This window comes from Cupriavidus sp. USMAHM13, from assembly GCF_001854285.1.
In the GTDB taxonomy this organism is placed as follows: Bacteria; Pseudomonadota; Gammaproteobacteria; order Burkholderiales; family Burkholderiaceae; genus Cupriavidus; species Cupriavidus malaysiensis.
This window is the reverse complement of sequence record NZ_CP017751.1, coordinates 2285554-2307307: the sequence shown is the minus strand read 5'-3', so window position 1 is coordinate 2307307 and position 21754 is coordinate 2285554. Positions and strand designations below refer to the sequence as shown.

16 protein-coding genes are annotated in these 21754 nt (G+C 68.1%); 13 read left to right on the top strand and 3 right to left on the bottom strand.

Going from position 1 to position 21754, the window contains the following annotated elements:
- Nucleotides 1-6: 6 nt before the first annotated feature.
- Nucleotides 7-2034: a propionate catabolism operon regulatory protein PrpR gene (gene prpR / locus BKK81_RS10145; RefSeq protein ID WP_083384216.1), complete on the bottom strand. Its 2028-nt coding sequence runs from the start codon at nucleotides 2032-2034 to the stop codon at nucleotides 7-9.
- A gap of 284 nt (nucleotides 2035-2318) precedes the next feature.
- Between prpR and prpB the strand changes: the two genes are divergently transcribed.
- The 10 genes from prpB to BKK81_RS10095 all read left to right on the top strand — a co-directional run bounded on the left by prpB (nucleotide 2319) and on the right by BKK81_RS10095 (nucleotide 14952).
- On the top strand, nucleotides 2319-3227 hold the full coding sequence (gene prpB, locus BKK81_RS10140) for a methylisocitrate lyase (RefSeq protein ID WP_071012567.1): 909 nt from the start codon (nucleotides 2319-2321) through the stop codon (nucleotides 3225-3227).
- A gap of 122 nt (nucleotides 3228-3349) precedes the next feature.
- Entirely contained in the window at nucleotides 3350-4504 is a 1155-nt protein-coding gene (prpC, locus tag BKK81_RS10135; protein WP_071016301.1) for a bifunctional 2-methylcitrate synthase/citrate synthase, read from the top strand.
- Nucleotides 4505-4582: 78 nt separating this feature from the next.
- On the top strand, nucleotides 4583-7180 hold the full coding sequence (gene acnD / locus BKK81_RS10130; RefSeq protein WP_071012566.1) for a Fe/S-dependent 2-methylisocitrate dehydratase AcnD: 2598 nt from the start codon (nucleotides 4583-4585) through the stop codon (nucleotides 7178-7180).
- A gap of 141 nt (nucleotides 7181-7321) precedes the next feature.
- The gene (prpF, locus tag BKK81_RS10125) at nucleotides 7322-8512 is read left to right on the top strand and encodes a 2-methylaconitate cis-trans isomerase PrpF (RefSeq protein ID WP_071012564.1); all 1191 of its coding nucleotides are present in this window, start codon (nucleotides 7322-7324) and stop codon (nucleotides 8510-8512) included.
- Between the two features lie 380 nt (nucleotides 8513-8892).
- On the top strand, nucleotides 8893-11217 hold the full coding sequence (locus tag BKK81_RS10120) for a DUF6531 domain-containing protein (protein ID WP_071012562.1): 2325 nt from the start codon (nucleotides 8893-8895) through the stop codon (nucleotides 11215-11217).
- A 12-nt stretch (nucleotides 11218-11229) separates the two neighbouring features.
- On the top strand, nucleotides 11230-11682 hold the full coding sequence (locus tag BKK81_RS35300) for a hypothetical protein (protein WP_156811197.1): 453 nt from the start codon (nucleotides 11230-11232) through the stop codon (nucleotides 11680-11682).
- A 143-nt stretch (nucleotides 11683-11825) separates the two neighbouring features.
- Nucleotides 11826-12278: a hypothetical protein gene (locus BKK81_RS10110; protein WP_071012559.1), complete on the top strand. Its 453-nt coding sequence runs from the start codon at nucleotides 11826-11828 to the stop codon at nucleotides 12276-12278.
- A 138-nt stretch (nucleotides 12279-12416) separates the two neighbouring features.
- The gene (locus BKK81_RS10105) at nucleotides 12417-12869 is read left to right on the top strand and encodes a hypothetical protein (protein ID WP_071012557.1); all 453 of its coding nucleotides are present in this window, start codon (nucleotides 12417-12419) and stop codon (nucleotides 12867-12869) included.
- A 36-nt stretch (nucleotides 12870-12905) separates the two neighbouring features.
- Complete coding sequence (locus BKK81_RS10100; protein WP_071012555.1) at nucleotides 12906-13280, top strand: hypothetical protein; 375 nt, start codon at nucleotides 12906-12908, stop codon at nucleotides 13278-13280.
- Between the two features lie 541 nt (nucleotides 13281-13821).
- Nucleotides 13822-14952, top strand: a complete 1131-nt coding sequence (locus tag BKK81_RS10095; RefSeq protein ID WP_071012554.1) for an asparaginase — start codon at nucleotides 13822-13824, stop codon at nucleotides 14950-14952.
- A 369-nt stretch (nucleotides 14953-15321) separates the two neighbouring features.
- On the opposite strand, the gene BKK81_RS10090 is transcribed toward BKK81_RS10095, so the two are convergent.
- Nucleotides 15322-15777, bottom strand: coding sequence for a PaaI family thioesterase (locus tag BKK81_RS10090; RefSeq protein WP_071012552.1), 456 nt, complete (start codon nucleotides 15775-15777; stop codon nucleotides 15322-15324).
- Between the two features lie 218 nt (nucleotides 15778-15995).
- Here BKK81_RS10090 and BKK81_RS10085 point away from each other — a divergent pair, with 218 nt between their 5' ends.
- The 3 genes from BKK81_RS10085 to BKK81_RS10075 all read left to right on the top strand — a co-directional run bounded on the left by BKK81_RS10085 (nucleotide 15996) and on the right by BKK81_RS10075 (nucleotide 19144).
- The gene (locus BKK81_RS10085) at nucleotides 15996-16250 is read left to right on the top strand and encodes a DUF1289 domain-containing protein (RefSeq protein WP_071012550.1); all 255 of its coding nucleotides are present in this window, start codon (nucleotides 15996-15998) and stop codon (nucleotides 16248-16250) included.
- Nucleotides 16251-16552: 302 nt separating this feature from the next.
- Nucleotides 16553-17587, top strand: a complete 1035-nt coding sequence (locus BKK81_RS10080) for a helix-turn-helix transcriptional regulator (protein ID WP_071012548.1) — start codon at nucleotides 16553-16555, stop codon at nucleotides 17585-17587.
- Between the two features lie 132 nt (nucleotides 17588-17719).
- Nucleotides 17720-19144: an amidase gene (locus BKK81_RS10075; RefSeq protein WP_071012546.1), complete on the top strand. Its 1425-nt coding sequence runs from the start codon at nucleotides 17720-17722 to the stop codon at nucleotides 19142-19144.
- Between the two features lie 68 nt (nucleotides 19145-19212).
- Here BKK81_RS10075 and BKK81_RS10070 read toward each other — a convergent pair whose 3' ends face one another.
- Nucleotides 19213-21675, bottom strand: coding sequence for a penicillin acylase family protein (locus BKK81_RS10070; RefSeq protein WP_071012545.1), 2463 nt, complete (start codon nucleotides 21673-21675; stop codon nucleotides 19213-19215).
- Between the last annotated feature and the right edge of the window lie 79 nt (nucleotides 21676-21754).

Below are 21754 nucleotides of genomic sequence, written 5' to 3'. Positions count from 1 at the left end.
GGCAGCCTAGGCAGCCTCGTCCGCCGGCGCGTCGCGCAGGCGGCGCCAGAGCGTGGTCGGGCTGATGCCGAGCAGGTGGCAGGCCTGCGTGCGATTACCGCCGCACTGGGCCAGCACCTGGCGGATATGCTCGGCCTGGCTGGCGCGCGCCACGCCCGCCAGCGACTGCGGCGGCGCCTGCCGTTGACGCTCCACCCGCGCGGGCGCGGCGGCCGGCGGCGCCTCGGCCGGCACGGCGGGCGCGGCGGCGCCGGACGGGTCGGCCACGTCCGCCCCGGCGAACAGTTCGGGCACCGCGCCCTGCACCTCATGCAACAGTTCGCCGGCCGCCAGGCGGCGGCCGCCGACCAGGACGGCGATGCGCTCGGTCACGTTCTCCAGCTCACGGATATTGCCCGGCCAGCCGTAGTGCGCCAGGCGCGCCCGCACCGGCGCGGGCAGCGCGCCCGGATGCGCCAGGCCCAGGCGCTCCTGGGCACGGCGGTACAGCAGTTCCGCCAGTTCGGGCAGGTCGCCGGCACGCGCGCGCAGCGGCGGCATCTCGATGCGCAGGATATTGAGCCGGTAGTACAAGTCCTGGCGGAAGCCCCCTTCCCGCACCATCGCGGCCAGGTCGCGGTGGGTGGCGGCGATCACCCGCACATTGACCGGCACCGGCTCCAGCCCGCCGATCGGCAGCACCTGCTTTTCCTGCAGCACGCGCAGCAGCCTCGTCTGCAGCGAAGGCGGCATGTCGCCCACCTCGTCCAGAAAGAGCGTGCCGTTGTGGGCCGACTCGAACAGGCCGGCCTTGCCGCCGCGCCGCGCGCCGGTGAAAGCGCCCTCCTCGTAGCCGAACAGCTCGCTTTCGAGCAAGGCTTCTGGAAAGGCCGCGCAGTTGACCGCGACGAAGGGAAAGGCACGGCGCGGGCTGGCATCGTGCATGCCTTGCGCCAGCACTTCCTTGCCGGTGCCGCTTTCGCCGCCGATCAGCACGGTGGAGTCGACCACCGCGTAGCGGCGCGCCAGCTCGCGCAGGTGCTGCATGGCGGCCGAGGCGCCGGCCAGGTCGTCCAGGCTGTAGCGCACGCCGACCGGCCGCGCGCGGTTGCGCGAGCGCAGGTTGCGGTCGACCCGCTGGATCGCATTGGCATCCTGGATGGTCAGCACCGCGCCGGTCACCCCGCCCTCGCCGGCGATGGGGATACGGTTGACCACCACCATCTTGTCGCCGAGCTTGTGGATGGCCTCCAGCTCCTTTTCGCCGCTGTGCATCACGCCGTCCAGCGACAAGCCCGGCGCCAGCAGCTGCAGCCGGCGCCCCACCGCGTTGCCGGCCGGCGTGCCGAGAAAACGCTCCATGGCCGGGTTGAAGGACTGGATGCGCCCTTCCGCGTCGACCGCGGCCACGCCTTCGTTCAGGTGCGCCAGGATGGTGTTGACGTAGTCGCGACGGGCCGCCTCGATGCGGCGCAGCCGGGCAGCCTCGATGGCATCTTCCAGCGCACCGCGCACCGATACCCCCGAGTACAGGAACACGCCCACCAGGCCGTGCTTGTCAGCCAGGTCGGTGACCAGGCCGGGCCCCACCACCACCTTGATGCCTTCCTGGCGCAGGGCCTTGACGCGCGCCGTGGCGTCGTCTTCGGTCAGGTAGGTGTAGGCCGGGATCGAGAGCGAGAAGGCGCGCACGAACTCGTCGACCTCGGCGTAGGTCGAGGCATGCGTCACCAGCGCCACCTGGGGCGAGATGCGGCGGGCCGTGGCCAGCGCGCTCATCACATCGAATCCGGTCACCTTGACCAGCACCACCGGCACGTCGACGTGCTGGCGCAGGTAGGCGCCGTTGGAGCCGCCCGCCACCACCGCGTCGAGCCGGCCCTCGCGTGCCTCGCGGACGATGGCGCTGGCGGCGGCCTCGTAGCCCTTGCCGACGATGCGGAACTCGGCCCGGCCGCCATAGGCGGGGATCAGGTCGGCGAAGGCGCGCGACAGGCGGCTGATGCCGATGGCCCAGATGCGCGGGCGGGCGTTGGGGGGAAGGATGCTGCTCATGGCGGGTCCGGAAGGCGGCTGCATGCGGCCATTGTCCGCCTTGCCCTCCAGCATTTCAATATTGAAATGCAAATTTCCAGCTTGCAATGCCGGAGACTGCATCCGCGCTCGCCCGGAGCGTCCCGCGAGCCCACCCGCAATGGCGCCAACCCAGCACCGGCAAGGGCTGGCGGGTATTCCCGCAGCGCCGTGGACGGCCCTGGCACAGGCTTTGCGCTGGATGGGTGTCTCGCCGAGATTCGTACATATCGTTCCGTCCCAATAGGCAACCCAGGCAACCGCCCATGACTTTCACCGCTTCCGAACTGGCCCGCTCCGCCGGCGCCCGCTTCCGCCAGGCCCTGGCCGACGAGCAGCCGCTGCAGATCGTCGGCACCATCAATGCCAACCACGCCCTGCTGGCCAAGCGCGCCGGCTACCGCGCCATCTACCTGTCGGGCGGCGGCGTGGCCGCGGGCTCGCTGGGACTGCCCGATCTCGGCATTTCCGGCCTGGACGATGTGCTGACCGATGTGCGCCGCATCACCGATGTGTGCGATACGCCGCTGCTGGTCGACGTCGACACCGGCTTCGGCTCCTCGGCCTTCAACGTGGCGCGCACCACCCGCTCCCTGATCAAGGCGGGCGCCGGCGCCATGCACATCGAGGACCAGGTCGGCGCCAAGCGCTGCGGCCACCGTCCCAACAAGGAAATCGTCAGCCAGGGCGAGATGGTCGACCGCATCAAGGCCGCCGTCGACGCCCGCACCGACCCCAACTTCGTCATCATGGCCCGCACCGACGCGCTCGCCGTGGAAGGCCTGGACAAGGCCATCGAGCGCGCCGTGGCCTGCGTGGAAGCCGGCGCCGACGCCATCTTCCCGGAAGCCATGACCGAGCTGGGCATGTACCGGCAGTTCGTCGAGGCGGTGAAGGTGCCGGTGCTGGCCAACCTGACCGAGTTCGGCGCCACGCCGCTGTTCACCGTGGACGACCTGCGCGGCGTCGGCATCGCCATGGCGCTCTACCCGCTGTCGGCCTTCCGTGCCATGAACAAGGCCGCCGAGAACGTCTTCCTGGCCATCCGCCGCGACGGCACCCAGAAAAACGTGGTCGACACCATGCAGACGCGCGCTGAACTGTACGAGAGCATCGGCTACCATGCTTTCGAGCAGAAGCTCGACGCCCTGTTCGCCCAAGGCAAGGCCAAGTAAGCTCTCATATCCGCTTGTATCCGCTCCGGGGGGCCGGCGTGCCGCGCGATGGCGCGGCGGCGGTGCCCGGACGATTCCCGCACCAGACATTCCCGCACCAGGAAACCAAGGAGACCCACAACATGTCCGAAGCGCAACCGCAAGTCGCTCCGAAGCCCAAGAAGTCCGTGGCCCTGTCCGGCGTGACCGCCGGCAACACCGCGCTGTGCACGGTCGGCCGCAGCGGCAACGACCTGCACTACCGCGGCTACGACATCCTCGACATCGCCGATGCCTGCGAATTCGAGGAGATCGCCCACCTGCTGGTGCACGGCAAGCTGCCCACCAAGGCCGAGCTGCGCGCCTACAAGACCAAGCTCAAGGCCCTGCGCGGCCTGCCCGCCAACGTCAAGGCCGCCCTCGAATGGGTGCCCGCCAGCGCCCACCCGATGGACGTGATGCGCACCGGCGTGTCCGTGCTCGGCACCGTGCTGCCCGAGAAGGACGACCACAACACCCCCGACGCGCGCGACATCGCCGACCGCCTGATGGCCAGCCTCGGCTCGATGCTGCTGTACTGGTACCACTACAGCCACAACGGCCGCCGCATCGAGGTCGAGACCGACGACGACTCCATCGGCGCCCACTTCCTGCACCTGCTGCACGGCGAGAAGCCCTCGGCCCTGTGGGAGCGCGCCATGCACACCTCGCTGATCCTGTACGCGGAGCACGAGTTCAACGCCTCGACCTTCACCGGCCGCGTCATCGCCGGCACCGGCTCGGACATGTACTCGTCGATCTGCGGCGCCATCGGCGCGCTGCGCGGCCCGAAGCACGGCGGCGCCAACGAAGTGGCCTTCGAGATCCAGAAGCGCTACGACACCCCCGACGAGGCCCAGGCCGACATCACGCGCCGCGTGGAGAACAAGGAAGTGGTGATCGGCTTCGGCCACCCGGTGTACACCATCGGCGACCCGCGCAACAAGGTCATCAAGGAAGTCGCGCGCAATCTGTCCAAGGACGCCGGCTCGATGAAGATGTTCGACATCGCCGAGCGCCTGGAGACCGTGATGTGGGACATCAAGAAGATGTTCCCCAACCTGGACTGGTTCAGCGCCGTCAGCTACCACATGATGGGCGTGCCCACCGCCATGTTCACCCCGCTGTTCGTCATCGCGCGCACCTCGGGCTGGGCCGCGCACATCATCGAGCAGCGCATCGATAACAAGATCATCCGCCCCAGCGCCAACTACACCGGGCCGGATAACCTGAAGTTCGTGCCGATCGAGAAGCGCTGATACGCAGCCAGGCCGACCCGGCGCCATGCCGGGCCGGCCCTCGGGCCACCGGTCACCGCACTGCATCCTCCCCACGCCATGAATACTGCAAACCGCAAACCTCTGCCGGGCACCAAGCTGGACTTCTTCGACGCGCGCGCCGCGGTCGAGGCAATCCAGCCGGGTGCCTACGACAAACTGCCCTACACCTCGCGCGTGCTGGCCGAGAACCTCGTGCGCCGCTGCGATCCGGCCACGTTGACCGATTCGCTGAAGCAGCTGATCGAGCGCCGCCGCGACCTCGATTTCCCCTGGTTCCCCGCCCGCGTGGTGTGCCATGACATCCTCGGCCAGACCGCGCTGGTCGACCTGGCCGGCCTGCGCGACGCCATCGCCGACCAGGGCGGCGATCCCGCCAAGGTCAACCCGGTGGTGCCGGTGCAGCTCATCGTCGACCACTCGCTGGCGGTGGAATGCGGCGGCTTCGACCCCGATGCCTTCGCCAAGAACCGCGCCATCGAGGACCGCCGCAACGAAGACCGCTTCGACTTCATCAACTGGACCAAGAAGGCCTTCCAGAACGTCGACGTGATCCCCCCGGGCAACGGCATCATGCACCAGATCAACCTGGAGAAGATGTCTCCGGTGATCCAGGCGCAGAACGGCGTGGCCTACCCCGACACCTGCGTCGGCACCGACAGCCACACCCCGCACGTGGACGCGCTGGGCGTGATCGCCATCGGCGTGGGCGGCCTGGAAGCCGAGAACGTGATGCTGGGCCGCGCCTCGTGGATGCGCCTGCCCGACATCGTCGGCGTCGAGCTGAGCGGCCGCCGCCAGCCCGGCATCACCGCCACCGACATCGTGCTGGCCCTGACCGAGTTCCTGCGCAAGGAAAAAGTGGTCGGCGCCTACCTCGAATTCCGCGGCGAAGGCGCCGCCAGCCTGACCCTGGGCGACCGCGCCACCATCTCCAACATGGCGCCCGAGTATGGCGCCACCGCCGCGATGTTCTTCATCGACGGCCAGACCCTCGACTACCTGCGCCTGACCGGCCGCGACGACGAACAGGTCAAGCTGGTCGAGACCTACGCCAGGACCGCCGGCCTGTGGGCCGACACGCTCAAGGACGCCGAGTACGAGCGCGTGCTCAAGTTCGACCTGTCGAGCGTGGTGCGCAACATGGCCGGCCCGTCCAATCCGCACAAGCGCCTGCCCACCTCCGACCTGGCCGCGCGCGGCATCGCCGGCAAGTGGGAGGAAGTGCCGGGGCAGATGCCCGACGGCGCCGTCATCATCGCCGCCATCACCAGCTGCACCAACACCAGCAACCCGCGCAACGTGATCGCCGCCGGCCTGCTGGCGCGCAATGCCAAGGCACGCGGCCTGGCGCGCAAGCCCTGGGTCAAGAGCTCGCTCGCGCCCGGCTCGAAGGCCGTGCAGCTCTACCTGGAAGAAGCCGACCTGCTGCCCGACCTGGAAGCGCTCGGCTTCGGCATCGTCGCCTTTGCCTGCACTACCTGCAACGGCATGTCGGGCGCGCTGGATCCCAAGATCCAGCAGGAGATCATCGAGCGCGACCTGTACGCCACCGCGGTGCTGTCCGGCAACCGCAACTTCGACGGCCGCATCCACCCGTATGCCAAGCAGGCCTTCCTGGCCTCGCCGCCGCTGGTGGTCGCCTACGCCATCGCCGGCACCATCCGCTTCGACATCGAGCAGGACGTGCTGGGCACCGACCAGGACGGCAAGCCGGTCTACCTGAAGGACATCTGGCCGAGCGACGAGGAAATCGACGCCATCGTCGCGCGCAGCGTCAAGCCGGAGCAGTTCCGCAAGGTCTACGACCCGATGTTCAGCTTCGCCGTCGAGTCCGGCCCGCAGACCAGCCCGCTGTACGACTGGCGCGCGCAGAGCACCTATATCCGCCGCCCCCCGTACTGGGAAGGCGCGCTGGCCGGCGAGCGCACGCTGCAGGGCCTGCGCCCGCTGGCGGTGCTGGGCGACAACATCACCACCGACCACCTGTCGCCGTCCAACGCCATCCTGGCCAACAGCGCGGCCGGCGAGTACCTGGCCAGGATGGGCCTGCCGGAGGAGGACTTCAACTCCTACGCGACCCACCGCGGCGACCACCTCACGGCACAGCGCGCGACCTTCGCCAACCCGACCCTGATCAATGAAATGGCCGTGGTCGACGGCCAGGTCAAGAAGGGTTCGCTGGCGCGCATCGAGCCGGAAGGCAAGGTGGTGCGCATGTGGGAGGCCATCGAGACCTACATGGACCGCAAGCAGCCGCTGATCATCATCGCCGGCGCGGACTATGGCCAGGGCTCCTCGCGCGACTGGGCCGCCAAGGGCGTGCGCCTGGCCGGCGTGGAAGCCATCGTGGCGGAAGGCTTCGAGCGCATCCACCGCACCAACCTGATCGGCATGGGCGTGCTGCCGCTGGAGTTCAAGCCGGGCGTGAACCGCCTGACGCTGGGCCTGGACGGCACCGAGACCTACGACGTGATCGGCGCGCGCAAGCCGCGCGCGGACCTGACCCTGGTCATCCACCGCAAGAACGGCGAGCGCGTCGAAGTGCCGGTGACCTGCCGCCTGGACAGCGACGAAGAAGTCTCGATCTACGAAGCCGGCGGCGTGCTGCAGCGCTTCGCGCAGGACTTCCTCGAGTCTTCCAAGGCCGCGGCCTGAGCATGCGCATGCGCCGGGACCGCGCCGGCGCGCAGGCGCCATCCCAGGCGCTGGCGCAGGCATCATTGCGCGCGTCATCCCAGGCGTAATCTATCGGGCGGTGCGGCAACGCACCGCCCGTTTTTCCAGGATACCCATTCCATGGCCCACGTACCCCAGATCAAGATTCCCGCCACCTACATCCGCGGCGGCACCAGCAAGGGCGTGTTCTTCCGCCTGCAGGACCTGCCCGAGGCAGCCCAGGTGCCCGGCCCGGCACGCGACAAACTGCTGATGCGCGTGATCGGCAGCCCCGATCCCTACGGCAAGCAGATCGACGGCATGGGCGCCGCCACCTCCAGCACCAGCAAGACGGTGATCATCGCCAAGAGCATCCGGCCCGATCACGACGTCGACTACCTGTTCGGCCAGGTCGCGATCGACCAGCCCTTCGTCGACTGGAGCGGCAACTGCGGCAACCTGTCCGCCGCGGTCGGCCCCTTCGCCATCAGCGCCGGCCTGGTCGACCCTGCCCGCATCCCGCACAACGGCGTCGCCACCGTGCGCATCTGGCAGGCCAATATCGGCAAGACCATCATCGGCCACGTGCCCATCACCAACGGCGAAGTGCAGGAAACCGGCGACTTCGAACTCGACGGCGTGACCTTCCCCGCCGCCGAGGTGCAGCTCGAGTTCATGGACCCGGCCGCCGAGGAAGAAGGCGCCGGCGGCGCCATGTTCCCCACCGGCAAGCTGGTCGACGACCTCGAAGTGCCCGGCGTGGGCACCTTCAAGGCCACCATGATCAACGCCGGCATCCCGACCATCTTCCTCGAAGCCGAAGCGATCGGCTACCAGGGCACCGAGTTGCAGGACGACATCAACGGCGACGCCAAGGCACTGGCCCGCTTCGAGACCATCCGCGCCTGGGGCGCGGTGCGCATGGGCCTGATCCAGGACAGCAGCGAAGCGGCCAAGCGCCAGCACACGCCCAAGGTCGCCTTCGTCTCCAAGCCCAAGGACTACACCGCCTCCAGCGGCAAGCGCGTGGCCGCCGGCGACGTCGACCTGCTGGTGCGCGCGCTGTCGATGGGCAAGCTGCACCACGCCATGATGGGCACCGCCGCCGTCGCTATCGGCACCGCTGCCGCCATCCCCGGCACGCTGGTCAACCTCGCCGCCGGCGGCGGCGAGCGCAACGCGGTGCGCTTCGGCCACCCCTCCGGCACGCTGCGCGTGGGCGCGGAAGCCAGCCAGGTCGACGGCGAATGGGTCGTGACCAAGGCCATCATGAGCCGCAGCGCGCGCGTGCTGATGGAAGGCTGGGTGCGCGTGCCGGGCGACGCGTTCTAAGCGATCGTCCATGGCGCACCGGCCCCTGTTGCGGGCCGGTGCCGCACCGCCCCTGCCCCGGGGCGGCATCGCGAGGCGCCAGAGTCGAAGCGGCCGGCATGCAAGGTGCCGGCGGCTGGGGCGCCTTCGCTGCACCGGCATGTCTCGTATGCCCGCACAGCTTCCTTCCTCACCGTTGCCTCGGCATCACCACCCCTCGCAAGACGAAACGTCTGCTGTCTCCCGCATTAAATCAGCAATCGATCCCGCCGCCCTGCGCTTCCCGGCACGTTGAGGCCAGACGGCACACTCTGTTGCAGAAAATCAGACGCAGCTGATTCACAGCCTCCCGGTTGCCCGCCTGTAATGACAGGCCAGTCAACCAGACAAGGGAGGTTCCGATGGGGTTTTCCTTCCCGCGCCTAGTTTCGGGGCGCAACGCACTGCTGCGCATCTTCGCCGTCCTCGCGCTTCTGATGGCCGTCACCGCTGCGCGTGCCGAGGACACCTGCTTTGCCCTCTATCCGCTCTCGGGCGCCATCCCGGGTTCGCGAAATTGTCCCCTGGACGTCGCCGGCAACACGCCGGTCGGGATGGGCAGCTATCATTGCCCGAACCGGCGGGAGCTCATCGACCAGTACTGCGGTGCGCCTGCGGCTGGCGACACGGAATCGAGCTGCCCCGTGGCCGACCCGGTCTATCCGGCCAGCGGGGTGGTCACGCTTACCGAAACAGACTTCACCAGCGGTAGCGACGTGCCGCTGCGGTTTACGCGCACCTTCCGCTCCGCGCCCTATGTCCGCCCGCAGAGCGGGTTCGGGCCGAACTGGATGCATCCGTGGCAGCGCCAGCTCGGGCTGTCAAGGGCAACGTCGAATCCCGCGCGAGTCCAAGCCTATCGGCCGGATGGCAAGCGCGCGACGTTCGAACAGGCCGGCGGCGCGTGGCGTACCAGCGGCGGGGAGCCGCTGACGCTCTCTCCGGCCGCGGGCGGAGGCGGCTGGTCACTGTACGACCGCATCAGCGGAGAGACCGAATCCTATACGGCCTCCGGCCGGCTTGAGTCGGTCACGGACGGCGCCGGGCGCACCACCACACTGCAGTACAGCAATACCTCGCCGGGCCTGTTGGTCGCCTTGACTGACGGGTTCGGCGTCACGCTGCAATTCACCTACGACGGCCAGAACCGGCTGGCACAGATGACCAGCCCTGGTGGCGCGGCCACGCGCTATGGCTATGACTCACGCGGCAATCTCGTCACGGTGACTTGGCCGGATGGCTATGTGCGGCGCTTCGAATATGGCGATGCCCGCTTCCCCTATGTGCTGACCGGCGTCATCGATGAGAGCGGCCTGCGCATCGCCAGCTATACGTACGACATGCAGGGCCGCGCCATCGCGGTCAGCCACCCGGACAGTGCTCGCAACGTCCAGTTCAGCTATGGCCATGGCACCACGACGCTGACCGACAGCCGCAGCAGCACGACGCTCCGCTTCAGCAAGATCGCCGGACAGCTGCGCCCGACCGGCAGCAGCGCAAGCAGCGGCGAAACCACCCGTACGGTGTACGAGACGGCAGGCCGCATCACCAGCGAGACCGATGCCGGTGGCGCCCGCACTGACTACCAATACGATGCCCTCGGCCGTGTCATCACCCAGGTCTACACCAGCGCGACCGATGGAGCGCGGCGCACCAGCTTCCAGTACGCGCAGGCGGGCAGCGACCGTCCGGCGCTGATCGCCGCACCGGGCGCCTTGCGCGCCTATGCCTATGACGAGCAGGGTCGCCTGGGTGGCTTCAGCGACCTGGCGACGGATGATCCGACCGGGGCGAAGGGGTTCGGCGCGCAGTCCACCGGATCCAAGACGACGCTTGGATGGTCCTACGACGCCAATGGCCGCGTTTCATACCAGGTAGACGCAGTCAACGGCGCGCGGACCATGTCCTCCGTATTCCTGTACGACGGAGCAGGGAACCTGCGCTTACTGCAGGAGAACAACCCGCCGGGATTCTGGCCCATCCGTGTCCTGTGCAGGGATGCGGCGCAGCGCATCACGCACCTGCTCAACGGCTTCGATGACGAAGTCCGCCTTGCCTACGATGCGCGTGGCCGCGTCAGCCAGTTCCAGTATTTCGGACTCGGCTACAAGCTGACGGTGGACTATGCGTTCGCACCGGATGGGCGCGTGGTGTCGCGTAAGGCGATGGTCTCCCTCAAGGGGGGGCCGCCGCAGCCCGTGTCGCGCGAGGCGCTGGATGGCTGGTTCTGGCAACCACTAGACGACCGGCATCCAGCCCGGGCGCCACCGCTCCTTCAACGGGACGGGCTGCAACGGGAGCGCCCGACGGAAGCCGGACTTGACCCGGTATGCCTCGAGTGCATGGTTCCAGGCCTGCGCCCGATCGTCGGCGCCGCCTGGGGCATCGCCGCAATGGCGGGCAGCAAGTGCAAGCCGGCGCCGAACAAGGGGTTCGAGGTCAATTGGGGGCGGAATGCCAATCAGATCAATCACACATACCGCCACCTTGATGCGAAAGGTATCCCCAGAGAACCGGTCAAGCGAGCGATCGAGAAAGACCTGGAGGAAAATGGACATCAGTTACCGATCGGCGGCGACGGGAAGACCTTCACGGTTTTAGTCGACGGCATTCCGATCGAGTATTCGTCGTATAGACCTTCAGCAGGTGAGATTCGTGTCGGATCGATACGACCACCGCGCCAATGAAGCTGACCTGATATGTCACAACCTAGACCTCTAGCTCCGCACGAATTTGCCTTACTGGACTTCCTGATCGAAGTCTGCGAGCCCTTATACGGAAAGCGAACGTTGCAATGGCGAGCACAGATCAAAACCTGCCGAGTACGTGAAATTGGAGATCCCTACTATCTTGCGGTCGTTCATGATGAAGCAACTGAGAAAAGCGGTTGCGACGCCATCACCCTCGGACGGGATCTGATTGCGGTGGATCAGGGCGTGCCAGTCCTCATCTATGCGACTCTGATGAAGACGCCAACCGACTACCTGATCGATGTCTTCGATATCGATCGAATGGACGGGCGCCCACTCACGGCCTATCCGAAGCCGGGCGATAGCCTGATGATCATGGAAGCGGGCAAGCGTGTCGGCGGGGCAGACTGGAGTCGCTTCTATCAGGACACTGTTCTCGCCCCACCCCGCAAGCTGCTTTGATTCAGACGTTGCCCGATTGACATGACAAGCCGTGGCAGACCACGCGGACGCACGCTCTTGCCGAGGAAGCCAGGGACCGCACCTCCGGAATCCCCGCGGGTCCGCGTCGGCTCTATCCGACTACCTCTGTCTCAGGAATCTGAATGGCACTTTCTCGCCCCCTGGCTCCCCACGAGCGCGCCCTGTTGGACTTCCTGATTGAAGTCTGCGAGCCCCTATACGGGAAGCGGACGCTGCAATGGCGAGCACAGATCAAAACCTGCCGAGTACGTGAAATTGGAGATTCCTACTATCTTGCGGTCGTTCATGATGAAGCAACTGAGAAAAGCGGCTGCGACGCCATCACGCTCGGACGGGAACTGATCGCCGTGGATCAGGGCGTGCCAGTCCTTATCTATGCAGTCTTGATGAAGACGCCAACCGACTACCTGATTGATATCTTCAATATCGATCGAATGGACGGGCGCCCACTCACTGCCTATCCGAAGCCGGGCGATAGCCTCATGATCATGGAATCAGGCAAGCATGTCGGCGGGGCGGACTGGACCCGTTTCTATCAGGACACCGATCTCACCCCGCCCGGAAAGCTACTTTGACCCAGACGTCGGATGGATGACAAGAAGTGGTAGACCGCATGGACGAATCCTCGTACCACGGAAGCCAGGGACCGCACATCCGGAATCCCCGCGGATCCGCATCGGTTCGATCCGACCACCTCTGCCTCAGGAGGCTATATGGCACTTTCTCGCCCCTTGGCTCCCCACGAGCGCGCCCTGTTGGACTTTCTGATTGAAACCTGCGAGCCGCTAGACGGAAAGCGAACGTCGCAGTGGCAAACACAGATCAAAACCTGTCGAGTACGTGAGATCGGAGATCCCTACTATCTCGCGGTCGTGCATGATGAGGAAACCGAGAAAAGCGGCTGCGATGCGATCACCCTTGGACGGGATCTGATCGCCCTGGATCAGGGCATACCAGTCCTCATCTATGCGATCCTGATGAAGACGCCCACGGACTACCTGATCGATATCTTTGATATCGATCGAATGGACGGGCGCCCACTCACTGCGTATCCGAAGCCCGGGAATACGCTCATGATCATGGAAGAGGGCAAGCGTGTTGGCGGGGCGGACTGGCGCCACGCTTATCCGGAGTACGATCGCCCTCCACCACGCAAGCTGATATGAAGGTGTTCAAGATTCGCCATCTCTGAAAGGACGGCCATGCAGCAAAGGTATGAGATTTGGGAGATCCTTCCCGATGGCTCCCCCCGCGTATCCATCGAAAGCGTTCTCGAAGACTGGGAAGGATTTCGTCTGCTGCTGCGCAACCATGAGACCGACCGCATCCTGCGTCTTGCCTTCGCATCGCCCGCGGCCTATCAGCGACGTGACGAGAGCGATCTCGACGGCGAAGCCGCCCGGTCCACTGGACTCGGCCGCGGCTGCTTCTATCGCGTTCGACAATCTGAATATCTCGCTCGCTTCGCCGCGGATACCTGTCGGCAGTTCGACGGCTTGCAGCACTTCGCCGTCATCACCGAGACACTGTGTGTCGACGTGCTTGCTGTCGGCGAGCCGACGGTCGAGGCTCTTTGAGTCGCCGCAGGCGCCCACACGACTCTCTGGAATCAGACCTGCCGCCACCGCGAATCCTTCCACCACCTCCCTAGGCTCGACAGGACTGCTCGCTATTGGCCAGGAGTTGCGATAGATAGCCTTGGGCTCGGCTCGCTTTGACGAAGCCTCGCCCCGTCCTCATCGAAGCCCGCTGCCAGGTAAACCGGTGCGCGGCATCCCGCTGTGCGCCGCACAACAGCGGTTCGAGGCCGTCCGGCACGGCGAGGCGGAAGCAGGGATCGCTCATGGCGCGATGGGATCGAATGACGGGCCGCCGCCGACGCGACCGGCGCGCCGACAGTCGGCGCCGCGCCCACGGGCGCGACAATCCCCGCCGACATCTTTACGGGAAAACCCCGTGTTACCAAATGTCGACACATTTGCCCCTGCTCCCGTATAGTTCCGGCTCCGCGCGGACCGGCTCCTGTAAGACAGGCCGGAGTGCGGTTTGCCCAGACCGATAGTCGACGCGGACGGCCACCCACAAGGTGCCGCCGCGCATGCCTATACGAGGAGAATCATGAAGCGTTTTACCCGTTTCACCCGTCTCACCACCCTCAGCGCCCTGCTGCTGGCCGCCGGCCTGAACGCCGGCACCGCGCAGGCGCAACTGGCCCCGGCCGCTGCCACGACCGCGCCGGCCAGTGCGCAGAGCGAAGCCCGCAAGGCGAATATCGTCATCATCGGCACCGGCGGCACCATCGCCGGCGCCGGCGCCTCGGCCACCAATACCGCTGCCTACCAGTCGGCCGTGGTTCCGGTCGACAAGATCATCGCTTCGGTGCCGGAGATCAGCAAGGTCGCCAACGTGAAGGGCGAGCAGATCTTCCAGATCGGTTCGGAGAGCTTCAACAACGAGCGCCTGCTGAAGCTGGGCAAGCGCGTGTCCGAGCTGCTCAAGCAGCCGGACGTGGACGGTATCGTGATCACCCACGGCACCGACACCATCGAGGAGACCGCCTATTTCCTCAACCTGACGCTGAAGAGCGACAAGCCCGTGGTGGTGGTCGGCTCGATGCGCCCGGGCACGGCACTGGGCGCCGACGGCGCGCTCAACCTGTATGACGCGGTGCTGGTCGCTTCGAACCCGGATTCGCGCGGCAAGGGCACGCTGGTGGTGCTGAACGACGAGATCCATACCGGCCGCGACGTCACCAAGAGCAATACTTTCAAGACCGAGACCTTCCGCTCGCCGTTCGGCCCGCTGGGCTACGTGGTCGAGGGCCGCACCCTGTTCTTCCGCCTGCCGGCGCGTCCGCACACCATGCAGACCGAGTTCGACATCGACAAGCTGGACAAGCTGCCCGAAGTCGCCATCGTCTACGCCTACGGCAACGTGAACCCGGCCAGCGTCGACGCGGCCGTCAAGAACGGCGCCAAGGCCATCGTCTTCGCGGCCACCGGCAATGGCAGCGTGGGCGACTACATGGTCGAGCCGCTCAAGGCCGCGCGTGCCAAGGGCGTGCAGATCGTGCGCGCCTCGCGCACCGGCAGCGGCGTGGTGATCCGCAATGCCGAGCAGCCGGACGACAAGTACGACTGGATCGTCACCGACGACCAGCTGCCGCAGAAGGCCCGCATCCTGATGGCGCTGGCGCTGACCAAGACCAACGATCCGAAGGAACTGCAGAAGATCCTGTGGAAGTACTGATCGTAGCGGCCGCCCTCGCCTGCCTCGAGGGCGGCTGGCGGGCCTGAGGCCAGGCCCCGGCGCAGGCCGGACATGGCCGCGAACGCTTGCTGACTGATAGCCGTTCGCGGCCGACTGCCCCCATCCGGGACAGCCGGTGACGGCCACCGGCGCCATTCGCGCCCGGAGAGCGGCCGATGCCCGCTCTAACAGTGTCCCCACCTTCCCAAGCTTCCCCAAAACCCGGCCTGATCCTGCCCTGCCTTGTCTGTGAGCCCCGGCGTAGCCGTTTCCGATGTGTTGAAAAAAGGCTGGCCGTTAATTGCTTAATATGCGAAATCGAGAGGCTCCGAGCGGTGGCCGCCGAGCGGAGGCCACGCGGGCGTCGGGTTAGAACAGCACGCTGCCCATCAGCGCCTTCGCCACCAGTTCGCCGTCGCTGCCGCCCGCATGGACCGTTATATCGGTGGCGACCTGCTTGCGGCCACGGCGCAGCACCCGCGCGATCGCCAGCAGGTCGGTGCCGCGCGCTGGCGCCAGGTACTGCAGCGCCAGCGAACTGGTCGCCCCGCCCTGCAGCGTCCCGGCATCGGCGCCGGAGCCGGCCGCGGCGGCGCCGCAGATGTCCACCAGCGTGGCGATCACGCCGCCGTGCACGGTATCGCCATGGGTGACGAGGTCGGCATGGAACGGCAGCAGCAGTTCCACGTGGTCGATTTCCAGCCGGTGCAGCCGCACGCCCAGGGCGCGCGCCACCGGCGAGCCCAGCAGGACGGTGTCGACCACGGAGCGGATGCGGTCGTCGACGGCTGGCGCGGCATCGATCGCGGCGGAATCGTGGGGCATGATGTGTCTCCAGGTTGGCTTGGCGGATGGCTACAGCCTAGGCCTGCCCCGAACTGCTCTCAATTACCCGCGAAGTCATCCCGCCGGACGGCGCGGACCGGTGCCCCTGGCCGCGCCTGGCTCGGGCTTGTCCTGCCCTGCGCGAGGCGGCCCCTGACGCCGGGGCACGTATAATGTGCCCCCGATCCACTCCGGCACCCGCCCTCCCCGTCTTCCGCATGCCGTCCGATTCACAAGATCTCCAGCCGCTTTCCCCCGTCGCTCCGCACGCCGCGGGTGACGAGCAGTTGTTCGACCGGCCGGACAGTCCGTGCATCGGCATCTGCTCGACCCTGTTCGACGAGATCTGCCAGGGCTGCGGACGGACCGCCGCCGAGGTCAGCAACTGGGTCTTCCTGAGCGACGGGGAAAAGCAGGTGGTGTGGGAGCGCATCACGCGTGAGGGCACCGCACGGCGCTTCCGCCCGCGCTGAGCCGGCTCCGTCGCCGCGCCCCCCTGCGCGCGGCGGCCCGGCCGGCGCCCAAGCTGCGCGCTGGCACCGTCATCGTGCCGAAAACGGTATGCGCCGCCGCCGGATGGGGCAGAATCCTGCCAGTGGGAAACGGCATAGACGCCGCCCGGTGGTGCCACCGGCGTCGACGCCGGCCGGCATGCGGGAGCGCCGTTCCGGCAGGGCCCGCGGCGCGCACCGCTTGTTGAACGCCCGCCGTTCCGTGCCAGCCGCCCACGCACCATGACCAAGCGGCACCGAACGAGTGCCCGCGGGAGACCACGATGATCCAGCACCCTGCCGGCCCGGCCGTTGGTGAAACCTCGCGCGAGCTGCGGCTTGCCGCGAGTGTCAGCCGCCTGCTGCTGCCGCTCTACCGCCTGGCCCTGCACGAGCCGATCGGTGCCTTCGAACGGCAGGTGCTGGGCTTGTTGCGCGAGTTCATCGATTTCGACAGCGCCTGGCTGGGCTGTTCGACCCTCACGCCGGGCGGGCCGTCGCTGCACAGCAGCCAGACGCTGGACACCGCGCCGGACTTCGTGGCCGAGTGGGAGCAATGCAAGGCCGACGACCCCCTGGTCGCGCTCGCCGCAGGGCCTGGCGGGCATGCCGGACATGCCGGCCACGCGGTCGCGCTGTGCGTGCGCCACGCGCCCCTGCCGGCGCCGATGCGGATCCTGTGCGCGCGCCAACGCATCCGCCACGTGCTGTGCGGCGCGCAGGTCGCGCTGCCGGCGCGCCGCGCCACGCATCTGTCGCTCTACCGCGCGCCGGGCCGCCGGCCCTACGCCGAACGCGATGTGCGCCTGATGGCTTGCGTGATCGGCCACCTGGACGCCGCGCTCGACCACAATCGCCAATGCCGCCTGCGTGCCATGCGCGCCGTGCACGATACGGCCGCGGTGCCACAGGCGGCAGCGCTGGCGGATGCCTGGGGCCGCATCCTGCATGCGGATGCCAGCTTCCTCGCGCAATTGCAGCAGGCGTGGCCGGGGTGGCACGGGGCCGCCCTGCCAGAGCCGCTGCGGCTGCGGTTGCAGCCGGGCACCGGCGGCCACCTGGCCAACGCGCGCATCCGGCTCAGCTGGGAGCCGGAAGGCGACCTGCTGCTGGTGCGCGCCAGTCCACCGGCGCCCGGCGACCTGCTGGCACCGCGCGAGCTGGCGGTGGCGCGCCTGTTCGGCAGCGGGCTGTCGCACAAGGAAGTCGCGCGCCGGCTCGGCATCGCGCCGACCACGGTCAGGCACCACCTGCGCCAGGCCTACGCCAAGCTGGAGGTATCGGACAAGGGCGCCCTCGCCTCGCGCCTGCTGGGCTGACCGCCGCCGCTGCGCCGGCCGGGCCGGCCCTCCCTCCTCCAATTGAACGGTAGGCGCCCTCGCGTCGCGCTGCTTCAATGCCTGCGGCGGCCGCACCGGCCCGCTCACGACAACGACTGGAGGCGACACCCAATGCAAATCAGCGACTACGCAAGCCTGGACGCGACCGCGCTCGCGCAGCAGATCCGTGCCGGACATGTGTCCGCAAGCGAAGTCATGGAAGCGGCGCGGGCCGCGGCCCGGCAGCTCAATCCAGCGCTCAACGCCCTGATCGACATCTTCCCCGCCGCGCTGGAACATGCGAGCGAGGGCCCCTTCGCCGGCGTCCCCTTCCTGCTCAAGGACCTGGTGCTGCATGCGCGCGGCATTCCCTGCGACAGCGGTTCGCGCATGACGGGCGGGGGCATCGTCCCGGCCGCCGATTCCGAGCTGATGGCGCGCTTCCGCCGCGCCGGCTTCGCTGCCTTCGGCCGCACCGCCACGCCGGAGTTCGGCTTCAATGCCACCACCGAATGCCGCTTGCACGGCCCCACCCGCAATCCTTGGGAACCCGGGCACAGCGCGGGCGGCTCCAGCGGTGGCGCGGCCGCCGCCGTGGCCGCCGGCATCGTCCCGGTGGCGCACGCCAATGACGGTGGCGGCTCGATCCGCATCCCGGCGGCCGCCTGCGGGCTGGTCGGTCTCAAACCCTCGCGCGGGCGCACGCCCGCCGGGCCCGACTACGGCCTGCCCCTGCTGGGCCTGGGCATCGAGTTCGTGCTGACGCGCACCGTGCGCGACTGCGCCGCGGTCCTCGATGCCGTGAGCGGACCCGACAGCGGCGCGCCGTTCCGCATCGAAGCACCGGCGCTGCCCTACGCGGACGCCATTGCCGCCCCGTTGCGGCGCCTGCGCGTCGCCGTCTCGACGCGCTTCCCGGGCAGCGCCGAAACCCACCCCGATTGCATTGCCGCCACGCTGCAAGCGGCGCGTACCCTGGAATCGATGGGCCACCACGTGGAGTTCGCCAGCCCGGAGTACTGTGCGGAATCACTGGCCAGCGCCAACCGGACGGCCTGGACGTCGTTCCTGGCCGCCGCGGCGCTAGGCACCGGCCAGGCCATCGGCCGGCCCTACGACGGCAGCGGCGTGGAAGCCTGCACGCGCGCCTGCATCGAGCACGGCCTGGCACTGAAGGCGCTCGACCTGGAACTGGCCCTGGCCGGCATGAACGCCGTTTCACGCGCGCTCGGCGGCTTCTTCGAGCGCTACGACCTGCTGGTCACCCCCGTCACGCGCGTGCCGACCGTGCCGCTCGGCTACCTGGACCAGGACGATGCCACGCTCGATGCGCGCGGCTGGTGTGACAAGGTGTTCGACTACTGCCCCTTCACGCCCTTGTTCAATGTCACCGGCACGCCGGCGCTGTCGCTGCCGCTCGGCATGTCGGGCGGGCTGCCGCTCGGCGTGCAGTTCGCCGCGCCGATGTGCGATGAAGCCACGCTGCTGCAGGTGGCGGCCGCGCTGGAACAGGCGATGCCTTGGCGCGAGCGCCGTCCGCGCCTGTATGCCGCCTGAGCGCAGCCTGGGGCCGCCCGGGCGCCAGGCAATCGGCGCCAGGCAGGCCGCGGCGCGCACGCGCCAGGTCAGCGGCGCGCCTCCGGCTTGAGGATCAAGGTATCGAAGGCCGTGCTGCCGCGCTTGAACTGGCCGGGGTCCAGCGAGATGTACTGCACCGCTGCCCACTTGTCGGTCCAGTCGCGATAGTGCCGCGACAGCACATTGCCCGACTGGCCGGTCGAATCGATGAAACGCGCCGCGCCCAGGTCGGACAGGTCGTAGATGGCGCGCAGGCTCGCCGCGTGCACGCTCTCGAAGGGCGCAGCCTCGTTGCGCAGGCTGTGGCGGCCGACGTTGACCGTATAGGTGTCGCCGCCGGTCGGCACCTTGATATCGAACAGGTCGGCCAGGTAGGGCACCTTGCCGAACGGCCGGTGTTCGGCGCGCGCCGTATGCGCGATGCCCCATTGCCAGCGCTCCGGCTTGTCGCCGTAGCGCCGGTCCAGATCGTCGATCGCGCGCTGCCAGGCGGTCGAGATCGCGTCGTCGCAGCTCTGCCTCTCGGGACTGGCGACGGCATCGCACCAGAACGCGCCCAGGCCTTCGGGATCGCGCAGGATATTGAGCGTGGCCTGCTGCACGTTGCGTTGCTCCCACAGGCGGCGGAACAGGGCCTGGCCTACCTTGTCCTCGAACAGCACGCGCGACAGCTCGCGCATCCAGGCCGTCGCCACCAGCGGCTCGGCACGGTCCGCCTGCATGTCGCCATCCCATTTGCGCAGCGCGTCCAGCAGCGCGCGTTCGCGCGGCACGCGCCAGGCATCGGTGGCCGCGCGCGAGGCCAGCAGCAGCGGCAGCGCATCGCGCACCGCCAGCGAGACCTGGTCCTTCTGGATCGCCGCGAAGCTGTCAGGCGTATGCCGCGCGGTGGCATCGAGCAGCGTGCGGATGCGCTGGGCGCGGTAGGGCACGGTCCATTCGCTGGTGATGAAGTACGGATAGTCCGGCTCGACGATCTTCTGGTTGGCGGTGACGATCACGCCCTCGGGCGGGTTGTAGCGCCGCGGCAGCTTGTCGAAGGGGATGAAGCCGACCCAGTCATAGCGCGGGTCCCATCCCGGCGCCGGCGCCAGCCCGTGCAGGTCGTTGTCGGGCCGGCGGATCGGCACCCGTCCCGGCGCGATGAAGCCGATATTGCCGTCCACGTCGGCATAGACGATGTTCTGCTGCGGCGAGTGGAAGTCGCGCAGCGCATTGACGAAGCCGTTCCAGTCGCTGGCGGTATTGATGGCAAGGCCGGCCTGCAGCGTGCGGTCGTCCGGGCGCAGCGCGGTCCACTGCATGGCCACCACGAACTGAGCGCCCAGCGGCGCCGCGGCCGTGGCCAGCGGCTCGGCCACGTCGGAGATCACCGGGCCGTGGCGCGACGTGCGCACGGTCAGCACGACATCCGCCGCGCCCTTCACGTGGATCACTTCCTGCCGCTTGTCGAACTCGGCCCAGCCGGTCGGAGTCTGGTAGCGGCCCGGGTCCCCCGGCTGGACGTGTTCGATATAAAGGTCCTGCACGTCCGGCGCGGTATTGGTAAAGCCCCAGGCAATGCGCTGGTTGTGGCCCAGCACCACCACCGGGGCCCCGGGCAGCGTGGCCCCGCTGACGTCGAGGCCGGGCGCGCGCAGCTGGGCCAGGTACCACAGGGCGGGCGCCTGCAGGCCGAGATGCGGGTCATTGGCCAGCAGCGGCTTGCCCGAACGCGTGTGGGCGCCGGACACCACCCAGTTGTTCGATCCCATCCCCTCCACGAAGCCGGCCGGCGCGCGCGCGACCACCGACGCCATGGCGCTCTGCAGCGGCGCCAGGCGGCGGTACAGCGCACCGTAGTCGAGCGTGCGCAGCGGCGCCTCGCCGGGATAGGGGGCCAGCAGTTCATTGATGCGCGAGACCGGCAAGGCCTGCGACAGCCCCATGCGCAGGACTTCCTGCGTCCAGTTGGCGCCCAGGTCCCAGGCCATCATGGTCTGCCAGCCCAGGCTGTCGGCGGGCTCCCAGTGCTCCGGGCGGGTGCGCAGGATCAGGAACTCGGGCGGCAGCGGCCCTTTGCCGTGGTCGATGAACGCATTGACGCCATCGGCATAGGCCTGCAGCGCGGCGCGGGTGGGCGCGGAACTCTGCGCCAGGATGGCTTCCGCGTTGCGGCGCACGCCCAGCGTGCGCAGGAAGCGGTCCGTATCCAGCGCCCACGGGCCCAGCACCTCGGCCAGCCGGCCGGCCACGATGCGCTTGCTCATCTGCATCTGCCACAGGCGGTCCTGCGCATGGGCGTAGCCCAGCCCGAAGTAGGCATCGAGGGAATCGGCGGCCTCGATATGGGGCACGCCATGGCGATCGCGCACGATGCTGACGGTGTCGCGCAGGCCGGGCAGGCGCAGCGTGCCCGCCACCTGCGGCTGCGAGGCCTGCCGGTACCAGACATAGGCGCACAGCGCCCCGACCAGGCCCAGCACCACCATCGCCAGCATCAGCCAGCCCAGCCGTCTCCACCAGCGCATCGATCGCCCTCCCCTTGCGGACCTGTTCGATGTCCTGAATCACAAGTTCGTTGACGAATTGCAGAATCGGGACACTATT